At 57.6% G+C, this 21,939-nt stretch carries 19 protein-coding genes; 5 read left to right on the top strand and 14 right to left on the bottom strand.

The genetic code is table 11. The features are described from left to right. Positions 1–15 precede the first annotated feature (15 nt). The 9 genes from ACX5K5_RS07540 to ACX5K5_RS07500 all read right to left on the bottom strand — a co-directional run bounded on the left by ACX5K5_RS07540 (position 16) and on the right by ACX5K5_RS07500 (position 8,835). Complete coding sequence (locus tag ACX5K5_RS07540; protein WP_459175367.1) at positions 16–2,340, bottom strand: S1 family peptidase; 2,325 nt, start codon at positions 2,338–2,340, stop codon at positions 16–18. Positions 2,341–2,739: 399 nt separating this feature from the next. Beyond that, complete coding sequence (gene lepB, locus ACX5K5_RS07535) at positions 2,740–3,387, bottom strand: signal peptidase I (RefSeq protein WP_443466771.1); 648 nt, start codon at positions 3,385–3,387, stop codon at positions 2,740–2,742. A 12-nt stretch (positions 3,388–3,399) separates the two neighbouring features. Next, on the bottom strand, positions 3,400–3,759 hold the full coding sequence (gene rplS / locus ACX5K5_RS07530; protein WP_096255018.1) for a 50S ribosomal protein L19: 360 nt from the start codon (positions 3,757–3,759) through the stop codon (positions 3,400–3,402). Positions 3,760–3,997: 238 nt separating this feature from the next. Next, positions 3,998–4,807 carry a tRNA (guanosine(37)-N1)-methyltransferase TrmD gene (trmD, locus tag ACX5K5_RS07525; RefSeq protein ID WP_346059128.1) on the bottom strand — a complete coding sequence of 270 codons (810 nt, stop codon included), beginning with the start codon at positions 4,805–4,807 and terminating at the stop codon, positions 3,998–4,000. 5 nt (positions 4,808–4,812) lie between these two features. Next, the gene (gene rimM / locus ACX5K5_RS07520) at positions 4,813–5,337 is read right to left on the bottom strand and encodes a ribosome maturation factor RimM (protein WP_188685657.1); all 525 of its coding nucleotides are present in this window, start codon (positions 5,335–5,337) and stop codon (positions 4,813–4,815) included. A gap of 164 nt (positions 5,338–5,501) precedes the next feature. Beyond that, positions 5,502–5,741: an RNA-binding protein gene (locus ACX5K5_RS07515; RefSeq protein WP_096255015.1), complete on the bottom strand. Its 240-nt coding sequence runs from the start codon at positions 5,739–5,741 to the stop codon at positions 5,502–5,504. A 2-nt stretch (positions 5,742–5,743) separates the two neighbouring features. Next, the gene (rpsP, locus tag ACX5K5_RS07510; protein WP_096255014.1) at positions 5,744–6,157 is read right to left on the bottom strand and encodes a 30S ribosomal protein S16; all 414 of its coding nucleotides are present in this window, start codon (positions 6,155–6,157) and stop codon (positions 5,744–5,746) included. A 227-nt stretch (positions 6,158–6,384) separates the two neighbouring features. Further along, positions 6,385–8,031, bottom strand: coding sequence for an HNH endonuclease signature motif containing protein (locus ACX5K5_RS07505; protein ID WP_459175366.1), 1,647 nt, complete (start codon positions 8,029–8,031; stop codon positions 6,385–6,387). A gap of 69 nt (positions 8,032–8,100) precedes the next feature. Continuing rightward, positions 8,101–8,835 (bottom strand): hypothetical protein, encoded by a 735-nt coding sequence (locus tag ACX5K5_RS07500; protein ID WP_459175365.1) that lies wholly within the window; start codon positions 8,833–8,835, stop codon positions 8,101–8,103. 325 nt (positions 8,836–9,160) lie between these two features. Between ACX5K5_RS07500 and efeU the strand changes: the two genes are divergently transcribed. The 4 genes from efeU (at position 9,161) to ACX5K5_RS07480 (ending at position 13,342) form a co-directional block, all read left to right on the top strand. Then, a complete protein-coding gene (gene efeU / locus ACX5K5_RS07495; protein ID WP_459175364.1) occupies positions 9,161–9,982 on the top strand; it encodes an iron uptake transporter permease EfeU in 822 nt (273 codons plus the stop codon). Between the two features lie 35 nt (positions 9,983–10,017). Next, positions 10,018–11,172, top strand: a complete 1,155-nt coding sequence (gene efeO, locus ACX5K5_RS07490) for an iron uptake system protein EfeO (RefSeq protein WP_459175363.1) — start codon at positions 10,018–10,020, stop codon at positions 11,170–11,172. A gap of 2 nt (positions 11,173–11,174) precedes the next feature. Next, positions 11,175–12,455: an iron uptake transporter deferrochelatase/peroxidase subunit gene (gene efeB / locus ACX5K5_RS07485; protein ID WP_459175362.1), complete on the top strand. Its 1,281-nt coding sequence runs from the start codon at positions 11,175–11,177 to the stop codon at positions 12,453–12,455. A gap of 95 nt (positions 12,456–12,550) precedes the next feature. Next, complete coding sequence (locus ACX5K5_RS07480) at positions 12,551–13,342, top strand: acyltransferase (RefSeq protein ID WP_459175361.1); 792 nt, start codon at positions 12,551–12,553, stop codon at positions 13,340–13,342. A gap of 63 nt (positions 13,343–13,405) precedes the next feature. On the opposite strand, the gene ACX5K5_RS07475 is transcribed toward ACX5K5_RS07480, so the two are convergent. From ACX5K5_RS07475 to ACX5K5_RS07460, 4 genes are all read right to left on the bottom strand, one after another. Further along, on the bottom strand, positions 13,406–14,275 hold the full coding sequence (locus ACX5K5_RS07475; protein ID WP_459175360.1) for a VOC family protein: 870 nt from the start codon (positions 14,273–14,275) through the stop codon (positions 13,406–13,408). A 110-nt stretch (positions 14,276–14,385) separates the two neighbouring features. Next, positions 14,386–16,086 carry a cell envelope integrity TolA family protein gene (locus tag ACX5K5_RS07470; protein ID WP_459175359.1) on the bottom strand — a complete coding sequence of 567 codons (1,701 nt, stop codon included), beginning with the start codon at positions 16,084–16,086 and terminating at the stop codon, positions 14,386–14,388. A 4-nt stretch (positions 16,087–16,090) separates the two neighbouring features. Continuing rightward, entirely contained in the window at positions 16,091–17,524 is a 1,434-nt protein-coding gene (locus ACX5K5_RS07465) for a multicopper oxidase domain-containing protein (RefSeq protein ID WP_459175358.1), read from the bottom strand. After that, on the bottom strand, positions 17,517–17,837 hold the full coding sequence (locus tag ACX5K5_RS07460; RefSeq protein WP_459175357.1) for a hypothetical protein: 321 nt from the start codon (positions 17,835–17,837) through the stop codon (positions 17,517–17,519). The genes ACX5K5_RS07465 and ACX5K5_RS07460 overlap by 8 nt, the downstream gene beginning before the upstream one ends. A gap of 900 nt (positions 17,838–18,737) precedes the next feature. Between ACX5K5_RS07460 and ACX5K5_RS07455 the strand changes: the two genes are divergently transcribed. After that, entirely contained in the window at positions 18,738–20,453 is a 1,716-nt protein-coding gene (locus tag ACX5K5_RS07455; protein ID WP_459175356.1) for an AMP-binding protein, read from the top strand. A gap of 81 nt (positions 20,454–20,534) precedes the next feature. Here the strand turns inward: ACX5K5_RS07455 and ACX5K5_RS07450 are convergent, their stop codons facing one another. Continuing rightward, a complete protein-coding gene (locus ACX5K5_RS07450; protein WP_459175355.1) occupies positions 20,535–21,716 on the bottom strand; it encodes a hypothetical protein in 1,182 nt (393 codons plus the stop codon). Positions 21,717–21,939: the final 223 nt, after the last annotated feature.

The following is a 21,939-nucleotide window of genomic DNA, read 5'->3' as shown; positions in this document are numbered from 1 at the left end:
CTTAGGGATTATCCCTTAGCTGTGGCGACGGTTTCCGCGGCGGAACAGCAGGAACAATGCGCCAACTAGAGCCAGGGCTCCACCAGCGGCGATCAGTGGGACACTGCTGGAACCGGTATCGGCCAGTGGGTCCTTCTGCTCAGGCGACTTGGATGGAGTCTGGTCATCGTTCTTCGGAGCCTCGGTTGGCTCGTCCGATTCGGTTTCGGTTGGCTTCACGGTTGGCTTAGCCGACTCGCTTGGCTTTTCCGACTCGGTAGGCTTCACGGTTGGCTTTTCCGAAGGCTTCTCGGTTGGAGTTGCAGACTCGCTTGGCTTCTCCGTTGGAGTCGCAGACTCGGTTGGAGTCGCGGTCGGCGTTGCAGACTCGGTAGGAGTTGCGGTCGGCGTTGCAGACTCGGTTGGAGTTGCGGTCGGCGTTGCAGACTCGGTTGGAGTTGCGGTCGGCGTTGCAGACTCGGTTGGAGTTGCGGTCGGCGTTGCAGACTCGGTTGGAGTTGCGGTCGGCGTTGCAGACTCGGTTGGAGTTGCGGTCGGCGAAGCAGTCTCAGTCGGCGTTGCCGTAGGAGTTGCAGTCGGGGTCGCAGTTGGGGTTGGCGTTGGCTCTGGAGCAGCAACGATTACCGAACCGGTACCCTTAGTCGACTTGTTGAAGCCGTTAGCAGCGGTCATATCGAACGTGACCTTGCCTTCGGTGTCAGGCGCTGGGAAGGTGAAGGTGCCGTTAGCCGAAACCTTTACGCTCTTGTACAGCTTGCCGTCAACAACAACGCGAACGGTGGTGCCGGCAGAAGCGCCTGCTACCTTACCGGTGATGGTTGCGCCTGGCTTGACCTCAGCGCCAACCTCTGGCGAAGTCTGAGCTGGAGTTTCAACGTAGAACTTCACCGTGTAACCCTTGGTGTAGTCCTTGGCCATAACATCAGACAGCGAGGTGTAGAACGCCAAGTCATCAGCGTTGTTCTCGACGCGATCTTCGCCACCGGAATTAGCGGAGTTGATGCCCACAGCCTTGTTTCCCTGAAGCACAGCTCCACCGGAGTCACCCTGATCCAGGATGCCCTGGTTCGGGTTCTTCGCGGTGTAGCCCCAGACGGCGCGAATGTCGTCGTTGTAGCCACCAACGAAGAACATGCCTTCACCGAGAATTTCTGAACAGCTCCAGCCGGTGGTGCGACCCACCGAGCAAGTATCTGCACCAATAACAGCCTTGGAAACACCCTTGACCTTGATGGTCTTTGAACGCTCGTCAGCACCTGCTGGCCACTGTGCAACTTCTGGGTGCAGTGTCAGCTTGGTATTGATGTTGTCGATGACTGCGATGTCTGTGCCCGGCTCTGCCTTGTCCAGTTCTTCCTGGGTCAGGTCCGGGGTGATAGGCACGCCGTAGTGGTTTGGTCCGCCGAACTGGCTGAAACCGAAGGTACCCAGCTCATTGCTGATCCCCTGGGTCTCGCCTGGAGCACCATGTTCAACTACGAAGGTGTTCTTGAACGCACCATCTTCAGTACAGTGTCCAGCGGTGAGAACCGCGTCGATACCCTTAGGGTTCCATGCATTAAAGCCAATGGAGCAAAGGCCTTCAACGTTGTCGCCGGTGCGCGCTGCGCCGTAGCCCATGCCACCGTAGATGTCGGTCAGCGCGGCAGCCTTAGCCTTGGCGCCTTCCACGAGCTTGACGTTGCTAGCTTCCTTGGCGAATTCCTCCAAGGTGAGCAGCTCTTCGGCAGCCTTAGTGGAGGTAGCCTTCGGGGTTGCCTTCTTCTCGGTTTTTGCTGGTCCACCAGCAACGATTTCGAATGGCTTACCTACACCAGTGTTCATGATCGCGGTGAGGCGAGTCATTTCAGCTGGTGCAACGTTGTCGCGAAGTTCGTCGTAGACGTCCTTCACATTAGAGATCTTGCCAACTTCAGCATTGATCTTCAGGCTAACTGCCTTCGGAGCAACACTGGCGACGACGATCTCTTTGGCCTTCTTGGCATCCTTGGAGCCAACTTCAACTTCGGCCTTGCCGTCCTTGACGCTGGACTTGGTCTTGATGCCCTTGTCCTCAAGCTTCTTGGTGACTTCAGCAACGGTGTCGTTTGCCTTCGAGTCTTCCAAGTACTGCTCAGGCGACTTGCCCAAGTCGCGCTTGATTGCTTCGTCAAGTCCCTTGGTGTCTACAGCGACATCAGTGGCCGACGGCGTAGCGCTCGGGCTCTGTGAAGGTGCTGGAGTGGATTCAGCCTTATCGGCTGCGACTGCGGGAGCAATGAAGCTACCGCCAACCACCAATGCGGTGGCTGCAGCCGCGACAATGCCGCGCTGCGCAGTCTTGTTCTTTGGTTTTGGCATTAAAGCTTCTCCCAGTTATGTGGTGCGATCGTTTGAAGGTCGCAGCCGTCTCCGGGCGCACTTCAAAGCAGTGTGTTGTTACCAAATTGAAACAATATCGGCTTTTGATACTCGGATTCAAGGACCCGCGTCCACCAAAGGGAGAAATCTATCCACCGATACGCCCTTGTCATTCGAGCATCGAGAGGCTCTGTAGCCCTGAATGCCTGAATTGACGCTTTAGTTTAAGATTGCAGTTCGGTTACTAATCACTAGTCAGCTTAGTGCGAGCTGAGAATCTTCGATGAATTCAGCTAGCGCCACGAGAAGCTTGTATATTCAACCATCAGATGTTTTAGATAAATCCATACCGATAGAAAAATTTAAAAGTTTTTTCTGTTCTGGGTATGTTGACTACTGTTACTTGAGCGTAGCGCGCTGATCGAGCGGCCAAATGATTTGGGTGGCCTTGCCACCAATGCGGTCCAGATTAATCATTCCGCCACCGCTTGCGCCAAGCAATGCGCGCGAATCTTCGGAGCGGGCTCGATGATCGCCCATCACCCAGACGCGGCCTTCGGGAACTACCGCAGAGAACTTTTGCTCGCTAGGTGCATTTCCGTCGTATATATAGGGCTCGTCGATAGGCTGACCGTTAATAAGGACTTTTCCACCGGCACCGCAACATTCAACGGTATCCCCACCGATGGCGATGACACGCTTAATATAGGTGTTTGAGGTGCCGCTCAGGTGCAGTGCACCGAGCAGGTCATCGGCGAAGGAGGCGCGCGCGTAGGGCAGGAAGGAACCGCGTCCGTCGAAGACGATGATATCTCCGCGCTGCGGGTCGGCGTCCTGGTAGGCGCGGCGGTCCACGAGCACACTTTGTCCGGGGTTCAGCGTGTGCTGCATGGAGCCGGATTCGATCCGGTAGACATCCGCTACGAGTGCGCGAATGAATAGGGTGGCAATCAGGCCACAAATAACTGCGAAAACGGCGAAGCGCCAGACCCAAAACCAGGTCCGGCGCTTGCTCGTTGCTCGCTCGGGGCTAGCAACCTCGTTCATGAAAGAACGAAATTACTTCTTGGTACCGAAGTCGCGCTTCTCCTTGATGCGTGCTGCCTTACCGTGGCGATCGCGCATGTAGTACAGCTTGGCACGACGTACGTCGCCCTTGGACACTAGCTCAATCTTGTCGATGATTGGGGAGTGAACTGGGAAGGTACGCTCAACACCGGCACCGAAGGAAACCTTACGCACGGTGAAGGTCTCACCGATGCCAGCGCCCTGGCGACCAAGGACGTAGCCCTGGAAAACCTGAACACGCGAGTTCTTACCTTCGATGATGTTGACGTGCACCTTCAAGGTGTCGCCGGCGCCGAAAGCTGGAATGTCGGAGCGCAGCGATGCTGCGTTTACTGAGTCAAGAATATGCATGGTGCATCCTCTAGGGTCAATGCCACAGGTCACCGTACCCTCGTAGCGAAGCTCATCAACCGCAAGCGGTGATCTCTTCGAAACGTATTTCCACCGGCAGACTTTGTTGCTGCCGATGCGGCGGTTTCCCTAGGCCCGGTTTCCCCCTGTGGCAGGAATCGGACAAAAACACACCAAGAAACAATTTTGCCATATTCGGAGCATCGACGCGAGTAAGGTCGATCACCGAATGCGTGATCTAGGACTCTTTAGCCCAGTCCAGCTGCGATTTAGGGATGATTTCCCCGTCAACGACGGCAAATCCCGCGTGCCAGAGGGCGTCACGGTCCTTACGATTCAGCTTGGCTGCGTCGAGCAGTTTAATGAGGTCCGGGCGGCGGGTTGCGGTGCGGCGAATCTGCTCATCACGGCGGAATCGGGCTACGCGCTGGTGGTTTCCACCGAGCAGGACTTCCGGGACCTCGCGACCACGCCAGGCGGCAGGCTTGGTATATACCGGGTATTCCAGCAGCACGTCGGAGTGCGATTCTTCGACCAAGGATTCCGGGTTGCCAATGACCCCGGGGATCAGACGGGCGATGGCCTCAATCATCACCATCACCGCGACCTCTCCCCCGTTGAGTACGTAGTCTCCGATGGAGACCGGGATGACGGTGAAGTTCTCACGTGCGTAGTCGATGACACGCTCGTCGATTCCTTCATAACGACCGCAGGCGAAGACCAGGTGGTCTTCTTCGGCAAAGTCATAAGCCATCTGCTGGTCGAAAACCGCGCCGGCAGGAGAAGGCACGATGAGGATTGGCTTGGCGGCCTCCGGGGCGCTGGTGCGCACCGAGTCTAGGGCTTGGCCCCACGGCTCGGGCATCATCACCATGCCGGCTCCACCACCGTAAGGGGTGTCATCGACCTTATGGTGGCGATCCGTGGTGAAGTCACGCAGATTGGTGACGTTCAGGTTCAAGATGCCCTCTTCACGGGCGCGGCCGATCAGCGACAGGTCAAGTGGTGCTAGGTACTCCGGGAAGATGGAGACGACGTCGATGCGCATGATGCTTACTTTTCTTCCTCGCCCTGGTTCAGCTCAAGGAGGCCGGCCGGAGGGGTGATGGTCACGGTGCCCGCCTCGGGATCAACGTCCGGGACGAATTCATCGACGAATGGCAGGTAGACCTCTTCGCCGTTCAGGTCCTTGAAGACCAGCAGGTCTTGGGCGGGGTTGGTGCGCAGTGCGGTGATCACGCCGACCTGTTTGCCATCGTGGATGACTTTCAGGTCCAGCAGCTCATGCTCGTACCACTCATCGGAGGCGCTTTCTTCCTCGCCGGTGACCTCAATTTCCAGGTGTGCCTGGCGGAAGGTTTCGGCCATGTTGCGGTCTTTGATTTCTGCGAAATCGACCAGAAGAATGGTTTTGTTCCAGCGCGATTTGGTGACGGTGAGGGTTTTGACCGGGCCATCGATGACGTGCAGGACCTCTCCGGGCGCAAAACGATCGTCGGGGACGTCGGTGAGGACTTGAACGGTCACTTCGCCACGGATGCCGTGGGGTTTGCCGATACGTGCTACCTGCAATCGCATAATCTGGTGATCATTCTCCTTGAATTCACGGGACGATGCCACGCGCTGGGGTGCCATAGGTTGGCGGGTTTTGATGATGAAACACGAGAAGGAGTTTCCGCCCTGTTGAGCGGAAACTCCTTCCGTGGTGAAGTCAGCTTGCGCCTGACCTCAAAAATGTTTGGCTACCGGCTACGATCGGTGTCGATAACATCAACACGAATCGGCTCCTTGGCCAACGCTGCCATCACGGTACGCAGTGCCCGTGCGGTACGTCCCTGACGTCCGATCACACGACCGAGGTCTTCGGGATGAACACGCACTTCGAGCAGGTCGCCGCGGCGGTTGGCTTTCAGGGAAACCCTGACGTCTTCCGGTTCCTCGACTACCCCGCGCACCAAATGGTCAAGCGCATCGGCGAGCATGATTACTCGGCCTCGGTGGCTTCAGCTTCTGCCGATTCCTCAGCAGCTGGCTTTTCGGCCTTCTTGGTGATTGCCTCTGGGAGGATCACCGAACCCTTATCAGGAGCAACGAATGCAGGCTTAGGCTCGGCAACCTGGTAGGTGCCTTCCTGGCCATCGATGCCCTTGAACTTCTGCCAGTCACCGGTGATCTTCAGAAGTGCAGCAACCTGCTCGGTTGGCTGTGCGCCAACGGAGAGCCAGTACTGCGCACGGTCCGAATCGATCTCGATGATCGAAGGGTTGTGAGTTGGCTGGTACTTACCGATCTCCTCGATGGCACGGCCATCGCGCTTGGCGCGCGAGTCCATAACAACAACGCGGTAGAAAGGTGCGCGCATCTTACCGAAGCGCTTCAGACGAATCTTTACGGCCACTTTAGTGGTCTCCTGTTTCTCAACATGGGCGAGTCGAACGTTTCGCGCCTGTGGGGCAGGCCGTACTGGTTCAACTCTAAAAAAGGACAGGATTTATCGCGGAGAGAGGGTCCCCAACAAATCGAGTACCTTCCAATCATGCCAGAAGCAGTCAACCGATACCAACTCGATTTTTGTGGGATGCGCTACTCGGTGGACGCTACTGTGTCACGGGCCCGCAGCGGAACTCAAGCGGCGGCGCAGAAGTAGGTGTTGCGCCTTGGTATCTGGTCCGGATCGAGGAATTCAGGCAGCACGATGTGCGGAACCGAACCGACCATTTGAATGCGCAGGAGTCTGCGGTGGATCAGCGCATGGTGGTGACGGCAGAGCACCGCACAATTTTTGATGCAGGTTTTTCCGCCGCGCTCCCACCAATTGCAATGATGATATTCAAGCATTTCATGCGGTGCGTTGCACCCTGGCACAATGCATCCGCGATCTCTGGCGAAGGCCGCCTTTTTGATTGGTTCCGGGAAGAGCCGTTGGGCCCGGCCCACGTCGAGCACCTGGCCTTTGCCGCCGAAGACAACGGGGATGATTTTTGCTTCGCACAGCAGCTGGCGAAGTTCGGCCGGATCCAGTGGCACTCCGTGGGCGGTTACACCCGTGGCGGAAGCCAAATCACTTAGGTTCTTTGCCTGCATGTGGACCAGGATCTGTGGGGTGACTGTCTTGGCACCTGTTTTGCCCGCCGATAAGGAGGCGAGTAAGGCGTTGAGTCTGCGCTGAGCGACGGAGACTTCCAAATCGTTGGTTTCAGGTGCAGGATCAGCCGGTGATTCTACCGATGGTGTGGGTACCGGGACAGGCTCTTGGGAAAACTGGCTCGGTTTGGCCTGATCAGTTGGTTCGGCCTGATCCTTTGGTTCCGGGGCGGGGTCCTGAGCCCAGTCCGGGGCGGGGTCGGCGCTGGTGAAAAGATCAGCGGGTGCTAGTGGGGCTGATTTACGGGCGGCTTGACCACTCTCGGTGCGCGGATTATCGGACTGGCCGACGAAAGAATGCAGTTGCTCCGATTGCAGACCTTGCGAGCGCAGCAGGAAACTGTCGATGCCGTTGGTATTGCCTTGATAGAAGAGACCGCATTCGGCCTGCACAAACTCCTCATTCGCCTTGCGGTAATCACGCAGGAGGTTTTTGAGCTTTTTAGCTCCGGCGCTCCGGTCCGCCTCGCACAACAGCTTCACCGCACGCTCTTGCATGCTTTGGCCCTCATAGGTGGCGACCGGATCCAACGGGGCACCTTCAAAACTGGTGTCTGGCGGTTCAAATTTGTCCAGACTACGCGCGGCTTGGGCGACCCGGCGTGGATCGAGCCGATGATCCTCGGCGTGCAAGGTGGCCAGCTGGGTGAAGCGTGGGGTGATTGTGCTGCCGTCCATGAAGCGCCGGGCGACCAGCAGGTGGGCGTCGCCCAACCGGCGATCTGCCTCAAAGAAGTCAATGCCCAACCAGGCGGCGCTAAAGGTGCTGGCGTTGGCATAGGCGGTGCATCCGGACTCTTGTCTGGCGGGCGCGGAGAAGTCGGTGCGGTGCTCGCGTAGTGCGGTCAGTTCCTCGTCGCTCAGCAGGTGGGCGGCGGTGGCCTCCAGGTGGGCGAGGCTGCGGATTTGTTCCCGCACGGTGTAGCGGAAGAGGTGTTCGATCAGTGATGCGTGGGCGGCGGCGACGCGAGGATCGGCCGATTCACGCAAACGAAGTGAAAGCTTGGTGAGTAGCTCTAGGCACAGACCCATCGCCTCAAGGAGCAGGGCGGTTACTGCCTGCGGGATGGGGCCGGTGGCGAAGTCACGCAGGCTGGCCAGGCCGGTAACGAGCTGTCGAATACTCATGGACCCAGTTTGGCGGCAGGTGGGTGCGGGTGGCTTGGGTCCAGGGCAAGGTGTGGATAAGTGCCAAATTTATTTTCGGCGTTGGCTGGCCAGGCTGATCAGCACGGACAGCATGGTGATCGCTGCGGCGGCGGTCGATAGCGCCACGATGGTTTCGGTGCCCGGGGTGGTGTGATGCGAAACGTAGCCGGTGAGCAGTGGGGCGAGCAGGTAGCTGGAGAGAAAGTATCCGACCAGGGTGGAGCCGAGCAGAAAGGCTGCGGCCAGACCGAGCAGCGGAACTGACAAACAGCACAGGATGCTCAGCGCGCACAGGGCGAGAAAACCGATCAGTAGCGTGAGGTTAAAAAGCCATGAGCCCGGCAGTGCGCTGGGTTGACCCTCGAGCGCCGAGAGTAAGGCGTGAAGGCCCAGCAGGGCGAAGCCTATGGCGGCGAGCACCCCCAGCGGCAGCGCGCTGAACACGATCGCCCGTGTGCTACGTTCGCGCAGTGCAGCGAGTGTAGCCAGCAGGCAGAGCAGGCCCAGGGCTTGGATCATCAGCGCGATACCCAGCGGAAAAGCGGTATTTTCCAGCGGGAAGAAATCTCCGTCCGGGAAGTAGTAATCGTACTGATCACTTTCCACCGACAGTTCATTTCCTTCCACGGTTCTGCCAAAGTCAATCCAGCGGGCGGCCGACGCGCGGAATTGCAGAACCGCGGAGGCAATTAGTAGCACCGCGGTGAGCGCCGCGAATACTAGCGCGGCCTTGCGTGGCGGTGCCGGTCGTTCGATTTCGCCCAGCTTGTCGAAGAGCATCATGGGTGCAGGCTAACAAGCACCGACGCTAACAGGCATCGGTAGCCGATACCCGTTTGTGTGCGAAAAAGTGCTGTGGACTACTCGTACGGAGAAATAACGAGGAACGCTCATTAGGGCACGACCTGATGCAGTAATGACGCAGCGGGTGCGGAAAGTCGCATAAAACGCAGATTTACTAGGTAGTTTTTTTCCGGTAGTCAGTTTAGGCTAACCTTAGCGAGGTTGCTTGTGTGACCGGACACAGAGCTATTTCTGCGCCGGTGACGGCGCCGCATGCCTGGCAGTAGCCAGCGCGGAGAAACGAACTGCTTGAAAGTGCAAAGTAATGATCGGAAATTACCTGATCGGCCTGCGTGAAGGCCTCGAGGCGGTGCTCATCGTGGTACTGCTGGTGGCCTACCTGACCAAGAGCGGGCGCGCACATCTGCTTCCGCGGATCTGGGCGGGCATCGGCATCGCGGTGCTGATCTCCTTGGGCTTTGGGGCGCTGCTGACCTTTGGTCCACGCGGGCTGACCTTTGAGGCGCAGGAGATGATCGGCGGCAGCCTGTCGATTATTGCGGTGGGCTTGGTGACCTGGATGATTTTCTGGATGGCGAAGGCCTCCAAGACGCTGAATGCCGATCTGAAATCCCAGGTGGATCAGGTCGCCGAGGGCTCGGCGATCGGGCTGGTGCTGGTCGGCGCGTTTGCGGTGGGCCGTGAAGGACTGGAGACGGCGCTGTTCATCTGGGCCGCGGCGCGGGCCACCGGGGAAACCTGGCAGCCGCTGCTCGGCGCATTTTTAGGCATCCTGACCGCGATTGCCTTGGGCTTCCTGCTCAACCGCGGCGTGCTGAAAATCAGCCTGTCCAAATTTTTTGCCTGGACCGGGGCGATCCTGGTGATCGTCGCCGGCGGGGTGCTCGCCTACGGGGTGCACGACCTGCAGGAGGCCGGCCTGCTGCCCGGACTTCATTACCTAGCCTTTGATGTCTCCGGTGTGATCGCCCCGGGCGGGGTGCTCGGCACGCTGCTCAAGGGTGTTTTTAACTTCTCCCCCGCCACCACTTGGCTCGAAGCTACCGTCTGGGTGCTGTACGTGGTGCCGGTGATGTTCCTTTACCTGCGCACCGTGTTCGCCCCGAAAACCGCAGTGCACGGCTAATTCTCACTCTTTTTTCTGACAACGAAGGCATAACGATGAATAAATTCCTCGCCCCGGCAGCAATGATTTCCCTGGCAGCGCTGACCCTGACCGGCTGCACCGATAACACCACGAGCGCCGCGTCAAGCGACGGCACCATCAACGTGGTGTCCACCGCCGATGCCTGCACCGTGTCCAGCGACCAGGTCCCCGGCGGCACGCTGAAGTTCAACGTCAAAAATGAGGGGACCGAGGTCACCGAGTTCTACCTGCTGGCCGAAGACGGGCTGCGCATCGCCGGCGAGGTAGAAAACATCGGCCCCGGGGTCTCCCGGGACCTGGTAGTGATCGCACCGGCCGGCTCTTACTACACCGCATGCAAGCCGGGCATGGTCGGCGAGGGGATTCGTGCGCCGTTTACCGTCACCGAAGCCGCCGGGGGCCAAAGCGTCTCGGCGGATCGGGCATCCTTGCAAAAGAATGCGACCGAGCTTTATAGCGCATATGTGAAGGATCAATCCGAACAGCTGGTACGCGGCACCCAAAAATTTGCCACCGCCTTTGCCGCCGGCGATGAGCAGCTTGCCAAGAAGCTCTACGCCCCGACCCGGATGCACTGGGAGCGGATCGAACCGGTGGCAGAATCCTTTGGGGACCTTGACCCGATTCTTGACGCCCGCGAAGCAGACCTCGAAAAAGGCGAGGCATTCACCGGTTGGCACCGGGCAGAAAAAGACCTCTGGTCCCCCACCGGATACACCAAGCTGACCAAGGACGAGCGCAGCAAGCTGGCGCAGCAGATGGTGAAAGATACCAAGGAACTGCAAACCCGTACCACCGAACTGACCTTCACCCCCGACAAGCTGTCCAACGGGGCGAAGGAACTGCTCGACGAGGTGGCCACCGGCAAGGTCACCGGTGAAGAGGAACTGTTCTCCCATACCGACCTGTGGGATTTCCAAGCGAATCTGGAAGGCGCAAAGATCGCCTATGAGGATCTGCAGCCATTATTGGTGGGCACCGATGATCAGTTAGATGCACAGCTGAAGAAGAACTTCACCGCACTGCAGGTACAACTTGATGAGCATCGCGTGGGCGACGGGTTTAAGTACTACAACCAGCTGACCGCCACGCAGATCAAAGACCTGGCCGCCGGGGTGGATGCCCTCTCCGAACCGCTGTCCCAGTTGACCGCCGCCGTGGTGAAGTAAAAATGCGCCAGGACAAGGAAGAGGGCAGCGTGAACCTCAGCCGCAGGTTGCTGCTCACCGCGGCCGGGGCGGGAGGCGCGGGACTAGCCTTGGGTGCGCTGGGCCATGCGGCCTACGCCGGACAGGTGAGCGAGCCGGCACCGAGGGATCGGATTCCCATGTACGGGGAGCATCAGGCAGGGATCATCACCGAATCCCAGGACCGCATGCACATCGCCGCCTTTGACGTGCAAACCGAGGACCGCGAAGAACTGATCGAACTGCTCCAGGAGTGGACCCGGGCAATTTCGGCGATGGCCCAAGGTCAGGAAATCGGCGAAGGCGGTGCACTGGCCGGTTCCTATGATGCCCCGCCTACGGATACCGGTGAAGCGATCGGACTTCCGCCCGCCAGGCTCACCGTCACCCTGGGCTTTGGCCGCTCGCTCTTTGTTCACGGCGAAAAGCCGCGCTTTGGATTGGCCGGTAAATTACCCGAGGCGCTGATCGAACTACCGCATTTTCGCGGCGACATGATCGAGGCGCAGCGCAGCAATGGCGACATCATCGTGCAGGCCTGCGCCGATGATCCGCAGGTGGCGGTGCACGCAATCCGCAATCTGGCCCGCCTGGCCTTTGGCAAAGCGAATGTGCGGTGGTCTCAGATTGGTTTCGGCAGGACCTCGAAGACCACCGCGCAGCAGAGCACCCCGCGCAACTTGTTCGGCTTCAAAGATGGCACCGATAATATCGTCGCCGAAGACACCGAAGCACTGGAACAACATGTCTGGGCCACCAAGGAAAGCACCGACCAGCCGTGGATGGTGGGCGGCAGCTACCTGGTGGCGCGGCGGATTCGAATGCATATTGAAACCTGGGACCGCTCCACCCTCGGTGAGCAGGAAAATGTAGTGGGAAGACTGAAGGGCAGCGGTGCTCCGCTGTCTGGCGGAGAGGAATTCAGCGCACCGGACTTTGCCATGCCAGGTCGCGGTGGACCGATTATTCCGAAGGATTCGCACGTAGCGGTGGTGCACACCAGCGCGCACGGCGGAGCGCGGATGCTGCGCCGCGGATTTAATTACACCGACGGTTCTGATGGCTTGGGCCGCTTGGATGCTGGATTGTTTTTCATTGCGTTTGTCAACGATGCCCGCACGCACTTTGTGCCGATTCAGCGCGCGATGAGCGCCAATGACGCGATGAATGAGTATCTGCGCCACACCAGCTCGGGCCTCTATGCCGTTCCACCGGGCATCAGTGAGGGGCAATACTTGGGCCAGCAGCTTTTTGAATCGGCGTAGCGCCCTGCGGTCGATGGCTTAGAAAGCATAAGATCTTCCGGAATGCCAAGGAAGCATCCGGTGGGAGTTCAGCTTCGGGCTCTACAGTCGATGTAATGATCGAACTTACCGCGTTACGCGACTACAAGGACGAGCACGGGAATACTATAACCTCCGCCACCGAATTCACGACGAACATCACGGTCAAATTCCGTGGCCAGAACAACCGGGTGCTCGTGGATCCCGAGGCGAATATTGGCCGGTTGGATCTGGTCTTCGATTGCGACAATGGCACGTTGATTATTGGGCCCAGCCAGAAGAAGGGCTCCAATTTTAACATCCGCGTGGGCGAAGATGCCACGGTTCGCATTGGCCGGGATGTGACCACCACCGGCAGATGTTTGATCAGTGCCGTGGAGGGGGTCACCGTGAGCTTAGGTGATGACGTGATGATTGCCAGCGGCAACCAAATCCGCGCCGATGATGGCCATGCAATCTTTGACGTGAAGTCCGGCAAGCGGGTGAACCCGGCCAAGGACATTACCGTGGGCAACCACGTGTGGATCGGCGCGCAGGCCGCCTTGCTGGCCGGCGCGAAGATCGGCGACGGCTCGGTGATCGGTTTTGGCAGCCTGGTCAACCGGAAAATCCCCAACAACGTCATTGCCGTGGGCAGCCCGGCGAAGGTGGTACGCAAGAATATTGCGTGGGAACGGCCCCATCTGTCTTTCCATAAGCCACCGTACAAACCCGATGCCTCGGCGATCACCAAAACCGAAGAATACTGGAACTACACCGACAGTGAGCATGAGAATGCGGCCACGCAGATGCCAGCGGTGCAGCTAGCCGAACCACAGGGCCTGGTGCAGCGCGCGGCACAGAAACTTGGCAAAATCACCGGCAGTTAGCCCGCTGATGCTTCACGTAAAAATGCCACCTTGCGAGTACAAGGTGGCATTTTGTGGCGTCTCTTAGCTGACTGCGACACGCAGCTGGTTATTCCATGGATCCATGAAGCGCAGTTCCGCTCCGGTGTGATGGTTTGCTACCTTCGCGAAGTCCAGACGTTCGGCGAGCTTGCCGACCTCGTCCGCGGTCGGCACGTTGATCAGCACCTCACCGAGTCCCAAGGTGTCTTTGCGTGGACCTGCGCCGCGGGAGTTCCACACGTTCATTGCCATGTGGTGGTGGTAGCCGCCGGCGGAAACGAACAATGCTTGATCGCCTAGTGCGGTGGTCTCGTCAAAGCCGAGGGTGTTCACATAGAAGGAACGCGCGGTGTCTACGTCACCTACCTGCAGGTGGACGTGGCCGATTTCAGCCTCGGCACTGCGCTGCCCGGCAATAGCTTGCTCATTGAGGTGTTCGTTGAGGAAAACGTTGGGATCAAGGTAAGTCGTATCCATAGCAACTTCACCGTTGGTCCAGCTCCAGCTCTCGCGTGGGCGGTCCCAGTACAGCTCGATGCCGTTGCCTTCCGGGTCGGTGAAGTAGAAGGCCTCGGAGACCAGGTGGTCCGAGCTGCCGACGAAGCGGGTCTGGTCAAACTGTGCGGCAGAAAGCACCGTGGCGGCCAGGTCTGCTTTGGTATCAAAGAGCAGTGCGGTGTGGAAGAGTCCAGCTTCGCCGCGGGCTGGTTGCTGCAAACCCGGTGATGGAGTGAGGTTGACCAGTGTTCGAGCTCCGCGGCCTAGTCGGGTTCCACCGGCATTTTCGTCTTGGAGTTCAAGACCCAGCGCTTTTTGGTAGTACTCGCTCATGACCTTCATGTTGCCAACTTTGAGCTGGACCGCATTCATCTGCAGTTCGGCGGAGAGTTTGTCTTCTTTGATGAGTGTCATGATTCTTTACCTTTCAACGTGTATCTGTAGCTCTTGAATATCAGCTTACTCCTTTTTAGTTGAAGCTTCAAGCAATAACAAAGTAAGGCTTGTCTCATTGACCGGAACGCTCAGCTGGCCACAAGCCGCAGCTCTTTGCGACCCACGGGCACACCGGTGATCCAGTTGTTCCATTCCATGCGCAGGATGTAGATGCCACTCACTGGCGGATGCAGCAGGATGTCATAGCGCTCGGCCGCACCCATTGACAACATATGGGTGAACAGATGAGCTTTTGGATCCTCGTGCATGCTCGTTGGAATCGCCACGCCATACTGCGATGAGCTATGCCGGAACGGGCGCCCGTCATGGGAGATAAGCTCAGCAATCCGTGCCGGAGATCCATCGGGATGGTAGAAGGTCAGCTTGTTGGGCAGGTAATTTCCATCCAACACCCTCATTAAAGTGGGGGCCTTCCCATTTCCAATAACGTTGACAGGAAGCTCAGTAGGAGCCCAAACCGCCCCTTCGCGTTCCCGACGCGAATTGAGCAGGCCGCCGGTGATATAAAAGTGCGTGGGCTCGAACCGGTTCAGTCCCACGTCCTCGCCGGACAGCCCCGCGGCATGCCCCAGATCATGCCAGCGCCGGTCAATTGAAAAGGGCATAATCAACGACTCGGTCTCAATATCGTATTCCGGTCCGTCGGCAAACGCGCGGCGGTTTCCGGCGTTCACCGGGAAATCGGCAAGTACTACCGGATCCACCACCAAGGGACCGAGCAATCCCATCTGAGCATGCAACGGGGTATTCACATGGCAGTGGTAAAAGTAGGTGCCGGCGGCACCGTAGTTGGGATTCCCTGCCCGCCCGGGTTCGGCCTGCCATTGGTAGGTGTAGTGGTCATCAATCTCGAAAGACGTATGCCCCACACCGTCATTGCGCGGGTCAGGTTCCATGCCGTGCCAGTGAATGGTGTGCGGGCCCATGCTCGGCTCGACGTAGGCGTGGAAAATTTCACCTTCTTTAGGACGTAGCGTTGGCCCAGGGAAACCTCGCCCTGATTCTTCGGAGTCGAAGACCCACATCCGGAATTCTTCCCCATCGGGGAAGCGCAGATCTCTATTGGAGACATCCAGGGAGACTGAATAGTTCGGTTCCTGCCAATGTTCGGTCTCCGGCGTGCCTTGCTGCATCTGATGGGAAGAAAAGTCGGCCTGCGAGTCGTAGTCGCGCGGTTGCCCATCGTCATCACCCGGTGATCTCGTCGATGTGGGCGATGTACTGCGAGTCGGTTCGGCCGTGGGCGCGGTCGAAGTGGCTGGTGCCGACGTGCTAGGCGTAGCCGAACGCGTGGGCGTAGGCGGCGTAGGCGTTGCGGAGGACCGCGGCGTGCCGGAGTGACGTGGCTTCCGATCCTTGTCATCCCGCTTAGCCTTGGCTTCACGTTCGCGTTTGGCCTTAGCCTCACGTTCCTGCTTAGCCTTGGCTTCACGTTCGCGTTTGGCCTTAGCCTCACGATCCTGCTTAGTCTTGGCCTTAGCTTCACGTTCGCGTTTGGCCTTAGCCTCACGTTCCTGCTTAGCCTTGGCTTCACGTTCGCGTTTGGCCTTAGCCTCACGATCCTGCTTAGTCTTGGCCTTAGCTTCACGTTCCCGTTTGGCCTTAGCTTCACGATCCTGCTTAGCCTTGGCTTCACGTTCGTGCTTGGCCTTGGCCTCACGATCCTGTTTAGCCTTGGCCTCGCGCTTAGTCTTTTCAGATACCGCAGGACTTCGACTGGTGCCACGCAGTTCAGTGGTTGAATTTGATTCCCAGAATGGCGTATTCATGGCACTAACTCTCAGTCAATGGTGCTTTGAGTTCCCAGTGAGCAACGAGCCCTCCGGGGTAAAGTCCGCCGGCCGCGGTTTGCGACATTTCGGCGTGGCAGTGCATCGGGTATCCCCAATCCTCGGTCCGGGCGTACCAAACCTTGTCGGTGGCATCTGGCGGACGCTTCATAGGAATCATGCAGTCCTTGCGATCCATGGGAGGCAATTCGACAACGTCTTCCCATTGCTGCAACGCTACGTGCCCGTCCTCGTCAACCCTCCCGAATTCTCGCGGCCATTCAACATTGTTGCGTCGCACGGTCCATAGGTGATTGCCATGGAAATGAATCTGGTGATAAGCGATCCCGGCGTTGACCAATCGAACCATTTGACCCGCGCGAATTGTGCCCAGGGTCAGGTCCTCGCCAAAATCGCGGATATCGATCTGCCTCGGATATCCGGAGACCAGCGATTCTTCATGTGCCGCAAGATTAGTTGCTTTATTTGGTGAATGGCCCAGGGCCTCGTAACCGCTTCGGTCATTGAGCATGAAGTAGCGTGGCACCGCCGGATATTTGTCTTGGTCCACCGTGCCACCGGCCGCTTCGATCCCGGTCCACGTAGTGCAGATCGCGTGGGTAATCCATAACCATTGGCGTTCAAATCCAGCCTGCCCGGGCGAAACGCGCCAGGCGTCCTCCGGATCGAGTACCACCAGTGCGCCAAACAACCCCAGGACACGCTGGACCGGAGCATTCATCGGATCATGGTAAATATAGGTCCCGGGATAGGGGGCATCAAATTCCAGCAGAGCTTCAGCACCAGGTGCTATCGGCCCCGTCCCCACGTCCACCCGGCCGTGTCCCGTCTGCGCGAAGGTGAGCTCGTGAGTTCCGGCAAGACGGTTGAACACCCGGATGCGGATCTTCGAACCAGTTTCCGCGATAATCGTGCGCTGCGGAAAATAGCTGGCCCAATAGTTGCGCCGGATAAAGTACTGCCCGGGGTTAGCTGGATCTGGACCAGCCGGGAGAGGTGTGCCAGCCACTGGCTTCACTGCGCCCAGAGGATAGCTTCGAGACTCGGTGACGGACCCATCACGGCCAAAAATCTTGGGCACGATACGAAGGGAAGGATTTTTATCCCCCAAATTACTGGGACGATCTCCGAATCCGCGTTGGTATACCAGTGAGTCGTCGACCATTTTGGTGTATCCCTCATTGATATACAGATCCAGCACTCCGGGTATTGGCGCTACGGCAGCGGGTACAGCGCGCGGAGCTCGAATGGACGAGGATGCGACCGCTGGGGTGCTGCGTGCCGCTAGTCCCGCAGCGACTCCAAAACCTGTAGCGGCACCTAGTTTCAGTACGTTGGCACGGTTCAGCACACGCTCTTCACCGCTTCCTTGCAAAACCGGCTCGGGGTAAGCGGGTGATGAAAATTGCTCAGACATGACTATTCTCCAGAAAACCGGGACGCCACTTGACCGGTGGCATGGGAACTTCCACGAGTTCAGCACTGGGGTCGGCGATATCGTCAAAGAAGGCACTGAACGACGTGGCATCCGAAGGCACCAGGAAGCTGATTTTTGCGCGCTCCTCGGTTCCAGGCAGCATGAGCACCGGGGCGAGATCATTCCAACGATTGACGACTAGCCACGGTTGGCTATTAGCCCGAAGCCGCAACTGCCCGGGTGAGAACATTTGCTCTCGTTCACTTTCGTTGAAGACATCGAGCCGCACAAGCACGTGATCGCCGAAAGTCATATTGATCGGCTGTGCAGATCTGCCGCTGACAGCCCCGTGCCCGGCATGAGCTCCATCTGCTTTGGCGGCGCCCGGAAGTCGTGATTGCCGCTCGGCCAGAGCAATTCGGATCCGTCCGAAACTTGTGGGAACCGTGATGGTTCCCGGAGGGCCAGCAGCCGAAAAAGCTAGCCCAAGCGATGTAATACCCCCGGCTCCAAGTACAAACGATGAGCCGAGCGCGATACCAAATGCGCGCCTGGACATTCTCGCTTTGCCATTATTCTCATCTTCACGCGGTTTTGGATCCACCCCACGAATCCGATGGCGCGCGTCACCGGTTTTCCCCCAAGCGGCAAGCATTACTCACTCCCCTAGTAGCCGTCTAAGTGTCCGCCCATATCCCCAAGATAAATTCGGACCTCAATTTCCACCTATGACGTAATTATGACCGCACAACGCGGGACTGTAAAGGAAAATCTTGACTCGTGGAATTTGATTGCATAATTCAACCAATTACATATTGAATTTCAATCTCAGAATAATCTTGGATTTTCTAAATTATGCATATACAGCTTCTGACTAGTACAAAATACGTTTCACTCAAACCTCAGGAGCTTGCCGGCACCGCGGACGGCATAACTGCCGCGCAATTCACCATCCGGTGATTATTTATCGCGATAGCTATATCTGTTGTTTTGCAAAAAAAATTAACTATTCACCAAACACTTCGCGCTCACAAATAACGGAGATGGCTTGACAGATAGTCGGCAGAAACAGGAACCACTCCGGACGCGCCACAAGGTCCGCATGATGATAAATCTCCGCCACACCCCTGCTTCCTTCCAAAAGGTAGGACATCAAAGTATATTTGCCAGTGATGCAGGCCACTTTAGAGTCATCGGTACTGAAAGGTTTTAGATGAACGTCACCGAAGAATTTCGCTCCGTCCGTGATCAGCTATTGGAATTGCGCCAAGACTATTCGAAGGCCCGCGAAGAGTTCTCGTGGCCGCAGTTCACGCATTTCAACTTCGGGTACGACTGGTTTGATCAGGTAGCCAGTGACCCTCAGCGCGCGGACACGGCTGCACTGATCATTACCGAACTTGATGGCACCTCCACCCGGCGGACATGGCAAGAACTTTCGCAGCGCTCAACGCAACTGGCGCGCTGGCTCAGTGACCAAGGTGTCAAACGCTCCGATTCCATCGCGGTGATGCTCGGCAACCAGGTGGAGCTATGGGAAACCATGCTCGCCGGCATCAAGCTCGGAGCTATTCTCGTACCCTGCACCACGCAGCTAACCTCAACTGATCTGGAAGACCGAATTGACCGCGGCCATGTTTCGTGGATGATTACCAACGAAGCTGAGATTCCGAAGTTTGAGACGGTCCCAGGGCACTATAAGCTCATACAAATTGGCGGAACTGCTAGCGGCGAGAATTTGAACTATGCCGATTCCTTCACCGCACCCAGTGATTTCACACTCAGCGATCCTACTCGTGCTGATGAAACCCTTCTGCGTTACTTTACTTCGGGGACCACTTCCAAGGCGAAGCTCGTAGAACATACGCACACTTCCTACCCGGTAGGCCACCTGAGCACCATGTTCTGGATTGGATTAGAACCAGGCGATGTTCACCTCAACGTTGCCTCTCCTGGCTGGGCCAAGCACGCATGGTCCAACATCTTCACCCCGTGGATCGCCGAAGCCACGGTGTTCATTTACAACTATGAACGATTTGATGCCGCTGCTCTGATGGGCCAGATGGCCAAAGAGCACGTGACCAGCTTCTGTGCACCGCCGACCGTCTGGCGGTTGCTCATTCAGGCAGATCTCGCCCTGCTGGAGACTCCCCCAGCCAAGCTTGTGTCAGCTGGAGAACCGCTGAATGCCGAAGTCATTGACCAAGTACAGCGCGCGTGGGGTCAAGTCATTCGAGATGGTTTTGGCCAGACCGAGACTACGGTGCAGATTGCCACTCCTCCGGGTGAACGCATCACCATTGGCGCCATGGGACGCCCCATGCCCGGTTACGACATCATTCTGCGAGACCCAGCCACCGGTCAGGAAGGTGAGCTTGGCGAAATCTGTCTGGTGACCACCCCGCGTCCGCTGGGTTTGATGAAGGGCTATTTTGAAAACGAAGAAAAGACCGCGGAGGTTTTCCGTGACAATGTTTACCACACCGGCGATATCGCCGAACGTGATGAGCATGGTGTCCTGACCTATGTGGGCCGCGCCGATGATGTATTCAAGTCCAGCGACTACAAGCTCAGCCCCTTCGAGCTAGAATCCGTGCTCATTGAGCATCCAGGGGTCGGTGAAGCCGCGGTAGTTCCAGCTCCGGATGAGTTACGCCTCAGCGTTCCCAAGGCTTACATAGTCCCGGCTAACGGTTACGAGCCATCCGCCGAGCTAGCCGAAAGCATCTTGAATTATTGCCGAGAGCATCTGGCAGCGTATAAACGCATACGCAGAATCGAATTCGCAGACCTTCCTAAGACGATCTCCGGAAAGATCCGCCGTGTAGAACTACGCAAGGCAGAGGAAGAGCTTCATAGTTCAGGCCAAGTTTCGGGTACCGAGTTCAGGGACACGGACTTTCCCTCATTACGTGCGAAAAAGGGATAACACCACCTCGCGCAGTAAGAAATGGTTCCACCAGAGCCCCGCCTTTGCACTGCACCGGTGGAACCATTTTTCTTGACCAGCTCAACGTTTATTCAGCTTCGCATCAAGTGCCTGACGCACCCCGCGCGCCAGATAAAAGCCTGCATCTGAATACCAGAAGTACATGATGGTCCGGCGCCATCCGGTACCCGGTGTACCCGAGTTTTTCATCCAGCGATTTAATAGGGCTCCCGCCCCGATGGCCACTAGTGATGAAGAAATTAGCGCTGCAGGACTCCAGCCGGTGCGGTACACCAGCTTCATCACTCCCTTGGCTTTGGCCATTTCTTCTTCGAACGCGAGGTCTAGGCCTGCTGGCAGACTGTGCGGCAATTCGGTGAATCCTTCCGCCAGCGGTTCGCCGCGCATGTAGTCAACCATTTCTTCCGGCAACCCCAGCCCCTTCAGGAATAGCCTTAATCCGTCCAGACTGCGTAGCTTAGCTAATCGCACGATACCAGCGGCCGCTTCGGGCCAGAATCTTTCAAGTTCCAAAAGCTCTTCGGAATCCGCGGCATACAGTTGAGCCCCGAGTCTGCCTTGGAGCCGGGCAACCTCGCTGCCTGTGGCGGCCATGGGTACCGCACGGTCCTCGGTAGGCATCCAATATTCAACGACATTGCTGTCCTGGAATTGGAAAGTTTTTGCGCTGGCATGGACACTGATCCGGATGTAGCCTCCGGAGCTCTTCAGTTCGATGGCACGAAGGAGCTTCTGCCCCAGTCTGATTTCAACTGGCTCTCCTTCGCGGACGGCCAGGATCTTTTCCGCCTCTTGGCGAATCTTCCATACTCCTGGGTGCCCCAGCGAAGACAGCACCAACTCGCTGGCCAGCAGATGGGTTCCGGCCACAACTTGATTCCCCGAGATTGCCTCTGCTGCATCATCGTCACCGGTAACTTCCACCTCGGTACCGGCCACTACGGTGCCGTCAAGACTCAGTGCCTGAGCACCCACGGCTTCCAGCAACTCTTCTGCTATGTCCTCTATAGACAGCCCATGCTTGGCTAACCCGCCGGCCGCGGTTGCCACGAGCAAGGAACCTTGGCTGTCGGTGGCTAAATCTACCGGCACATAGGTCAGTTGGTCACTTAGCTGCGGCGCCCCCAGATAACCAATCAATCCAAGGGAATCTAGGGCTTCGAAGACCTTTCGTGCAGCGTCATTGTCGCGGGATTCGAACTCAAATCCGAGGGAGAGGAGGTCAAACGATTCGGTGTTCATTATCCACTTTCGCTGGGAATTGATCTGCTGCTTTCATCCTATGATTTTCAGGCGCGTAGGGAATCGATCTCCGTGCTGACTAACCGGCGGTCATGACCCGAGCTTTATAGACCAAAAGGAGGAGAGCACTTCGATTAAGTAGCCATACCTGCGCAATAAGCCTGAACTGCGCGGTGCAGCATTAAGTGCTCGCCCCGTAAACGCGATCGAGCCCCCGTCCGGC

This window comes from Glutamicibacter bergerei (assembly GCF_054495185.1).
The sequence above is the reverse complement of the archived record's forward strand: the minus strand, read 5'-3'. Positions and strand labels throughout refer to the sequence as shown.

Coding starts and splice junctions, on each gene's coding strand:
- lepB (WP_443466771.1), bottom strand. CDS start 3,387: ATGAACGAGGTTGCTAGCCCCGAGCGAGCAACGAGCAAGCGCCGGACC.
- ACX5K5_RS07475 (WP_459175360.1), bottom strand. CDS start 14,275: ATGACACTCATCAAAGAAGACAAACTCTCCGCCGAACTGCAGATGAAT.
- efeO (WP_459175363.1), top strand. CDS start 10,018: ATGAATAAATTCCTCGCCCCGGCAGCAATGATTTCCCTGGCAGCGCTG.
- trmD (WP_346059128.1), bottom strand. CDS start 4,807: ATGCGCATCGACGTCGTCTCCATCTTCCCGGAGTACCTAGCACCACTT.
- ACX5K5_RS07515 (WP_096255015.1), bottom strand. CDS start 5,741: ATGCTCGCCGATGCGCTTGACCATTTGGTGCGCGGGGTAGTCGAGGAA.
- ACX5K5_RS07465 (WP_459175358.1), bottom strand. CDS start 17,524: ATGTCTGAGCAATTTTCATCACCCGCTTACCCCGAGCCGGTTTTGCAA.
- efeU (WP_459175364.1), top strand. CDS start 9,161: ATGATCGGAAATTACCTGATCGGCCTGCGTGAAGGCCTCGAGGCGGTG.
- ACX5K5_RS07470 (WP_459175359.1), bottom strand. CDS start 16,086: ATGAATACGCCATTCTGGGAATCAAATTCAACCACTGAACTGCGTGGC.
- rplS (WP_096255018.1), bottom strand. CDS start 3,759: ATGCATATTCTTGACTCAGTAAACGCAGCATCGCTGCGCTCCGACATT.
- efeB (WP_459175362.1), top strand. CDS start 11,175: ATGCGCCAGGACAAGGAAGAGGGCAGCGTGAACCTCAGCCGCAGGTTG.
- ACX5K5_RS07540 (WP_459175367.1), bottom strand. CDS start 2,340: ATGCCAAAACCAAAGAACAAGACTGCGCAGCGCGGCATTGTCGCGGCT.
- ACX5K5_RS07460 (WP_459175357.1), bottom strand. CDS start 17,837: ATGACTTTCGGCGATCACGTGCTTGTGCGGCTCGATGTCTTCAACGAA.
- ACX5K5_RS07505 (WP_459175366.1), bottom strand. CDS start 8,031: ATGAGTATTCGACAGCTCGTTACCGGCCTGGCCAGCCTGCGTGACTTC.
- ACX5K5_RS07480 (WP_459175361.1), top strand. CDS start 12,551: ATGATCGAACTTACCGCGTTACGCGACTACAAGGACGAGCACGGGAAT.
- ACX5K5_RS07455 (WP_459175356.1), top strand. CDS start 18,738: ATGAACGTCACCGAAGAATTTCGCTCCGTCCGTGATCAGCTATTGGAA.
- rimM (WP_188685657.1), bottom strand. CDS start 5,337: ATGCGATTGCAGGTAGCACGTATCGGCAAACCCCACGGCATCCGTGGC.
- ACX5K5_RS07450 (WP_459175355.1), bottom strand. CDS start 21,716: ATGAACACCGAATCGTTTGACCTCCTCTCCCTCGGATTTGAGTTCGAA.
- ACX5K5_RS07500 (WP_459175365.1), bottom strand. CDS start 8,835: ATGATGCTCTTCGACAAGCTGGGCGAAATCGAACGACCGGCACCGCCA.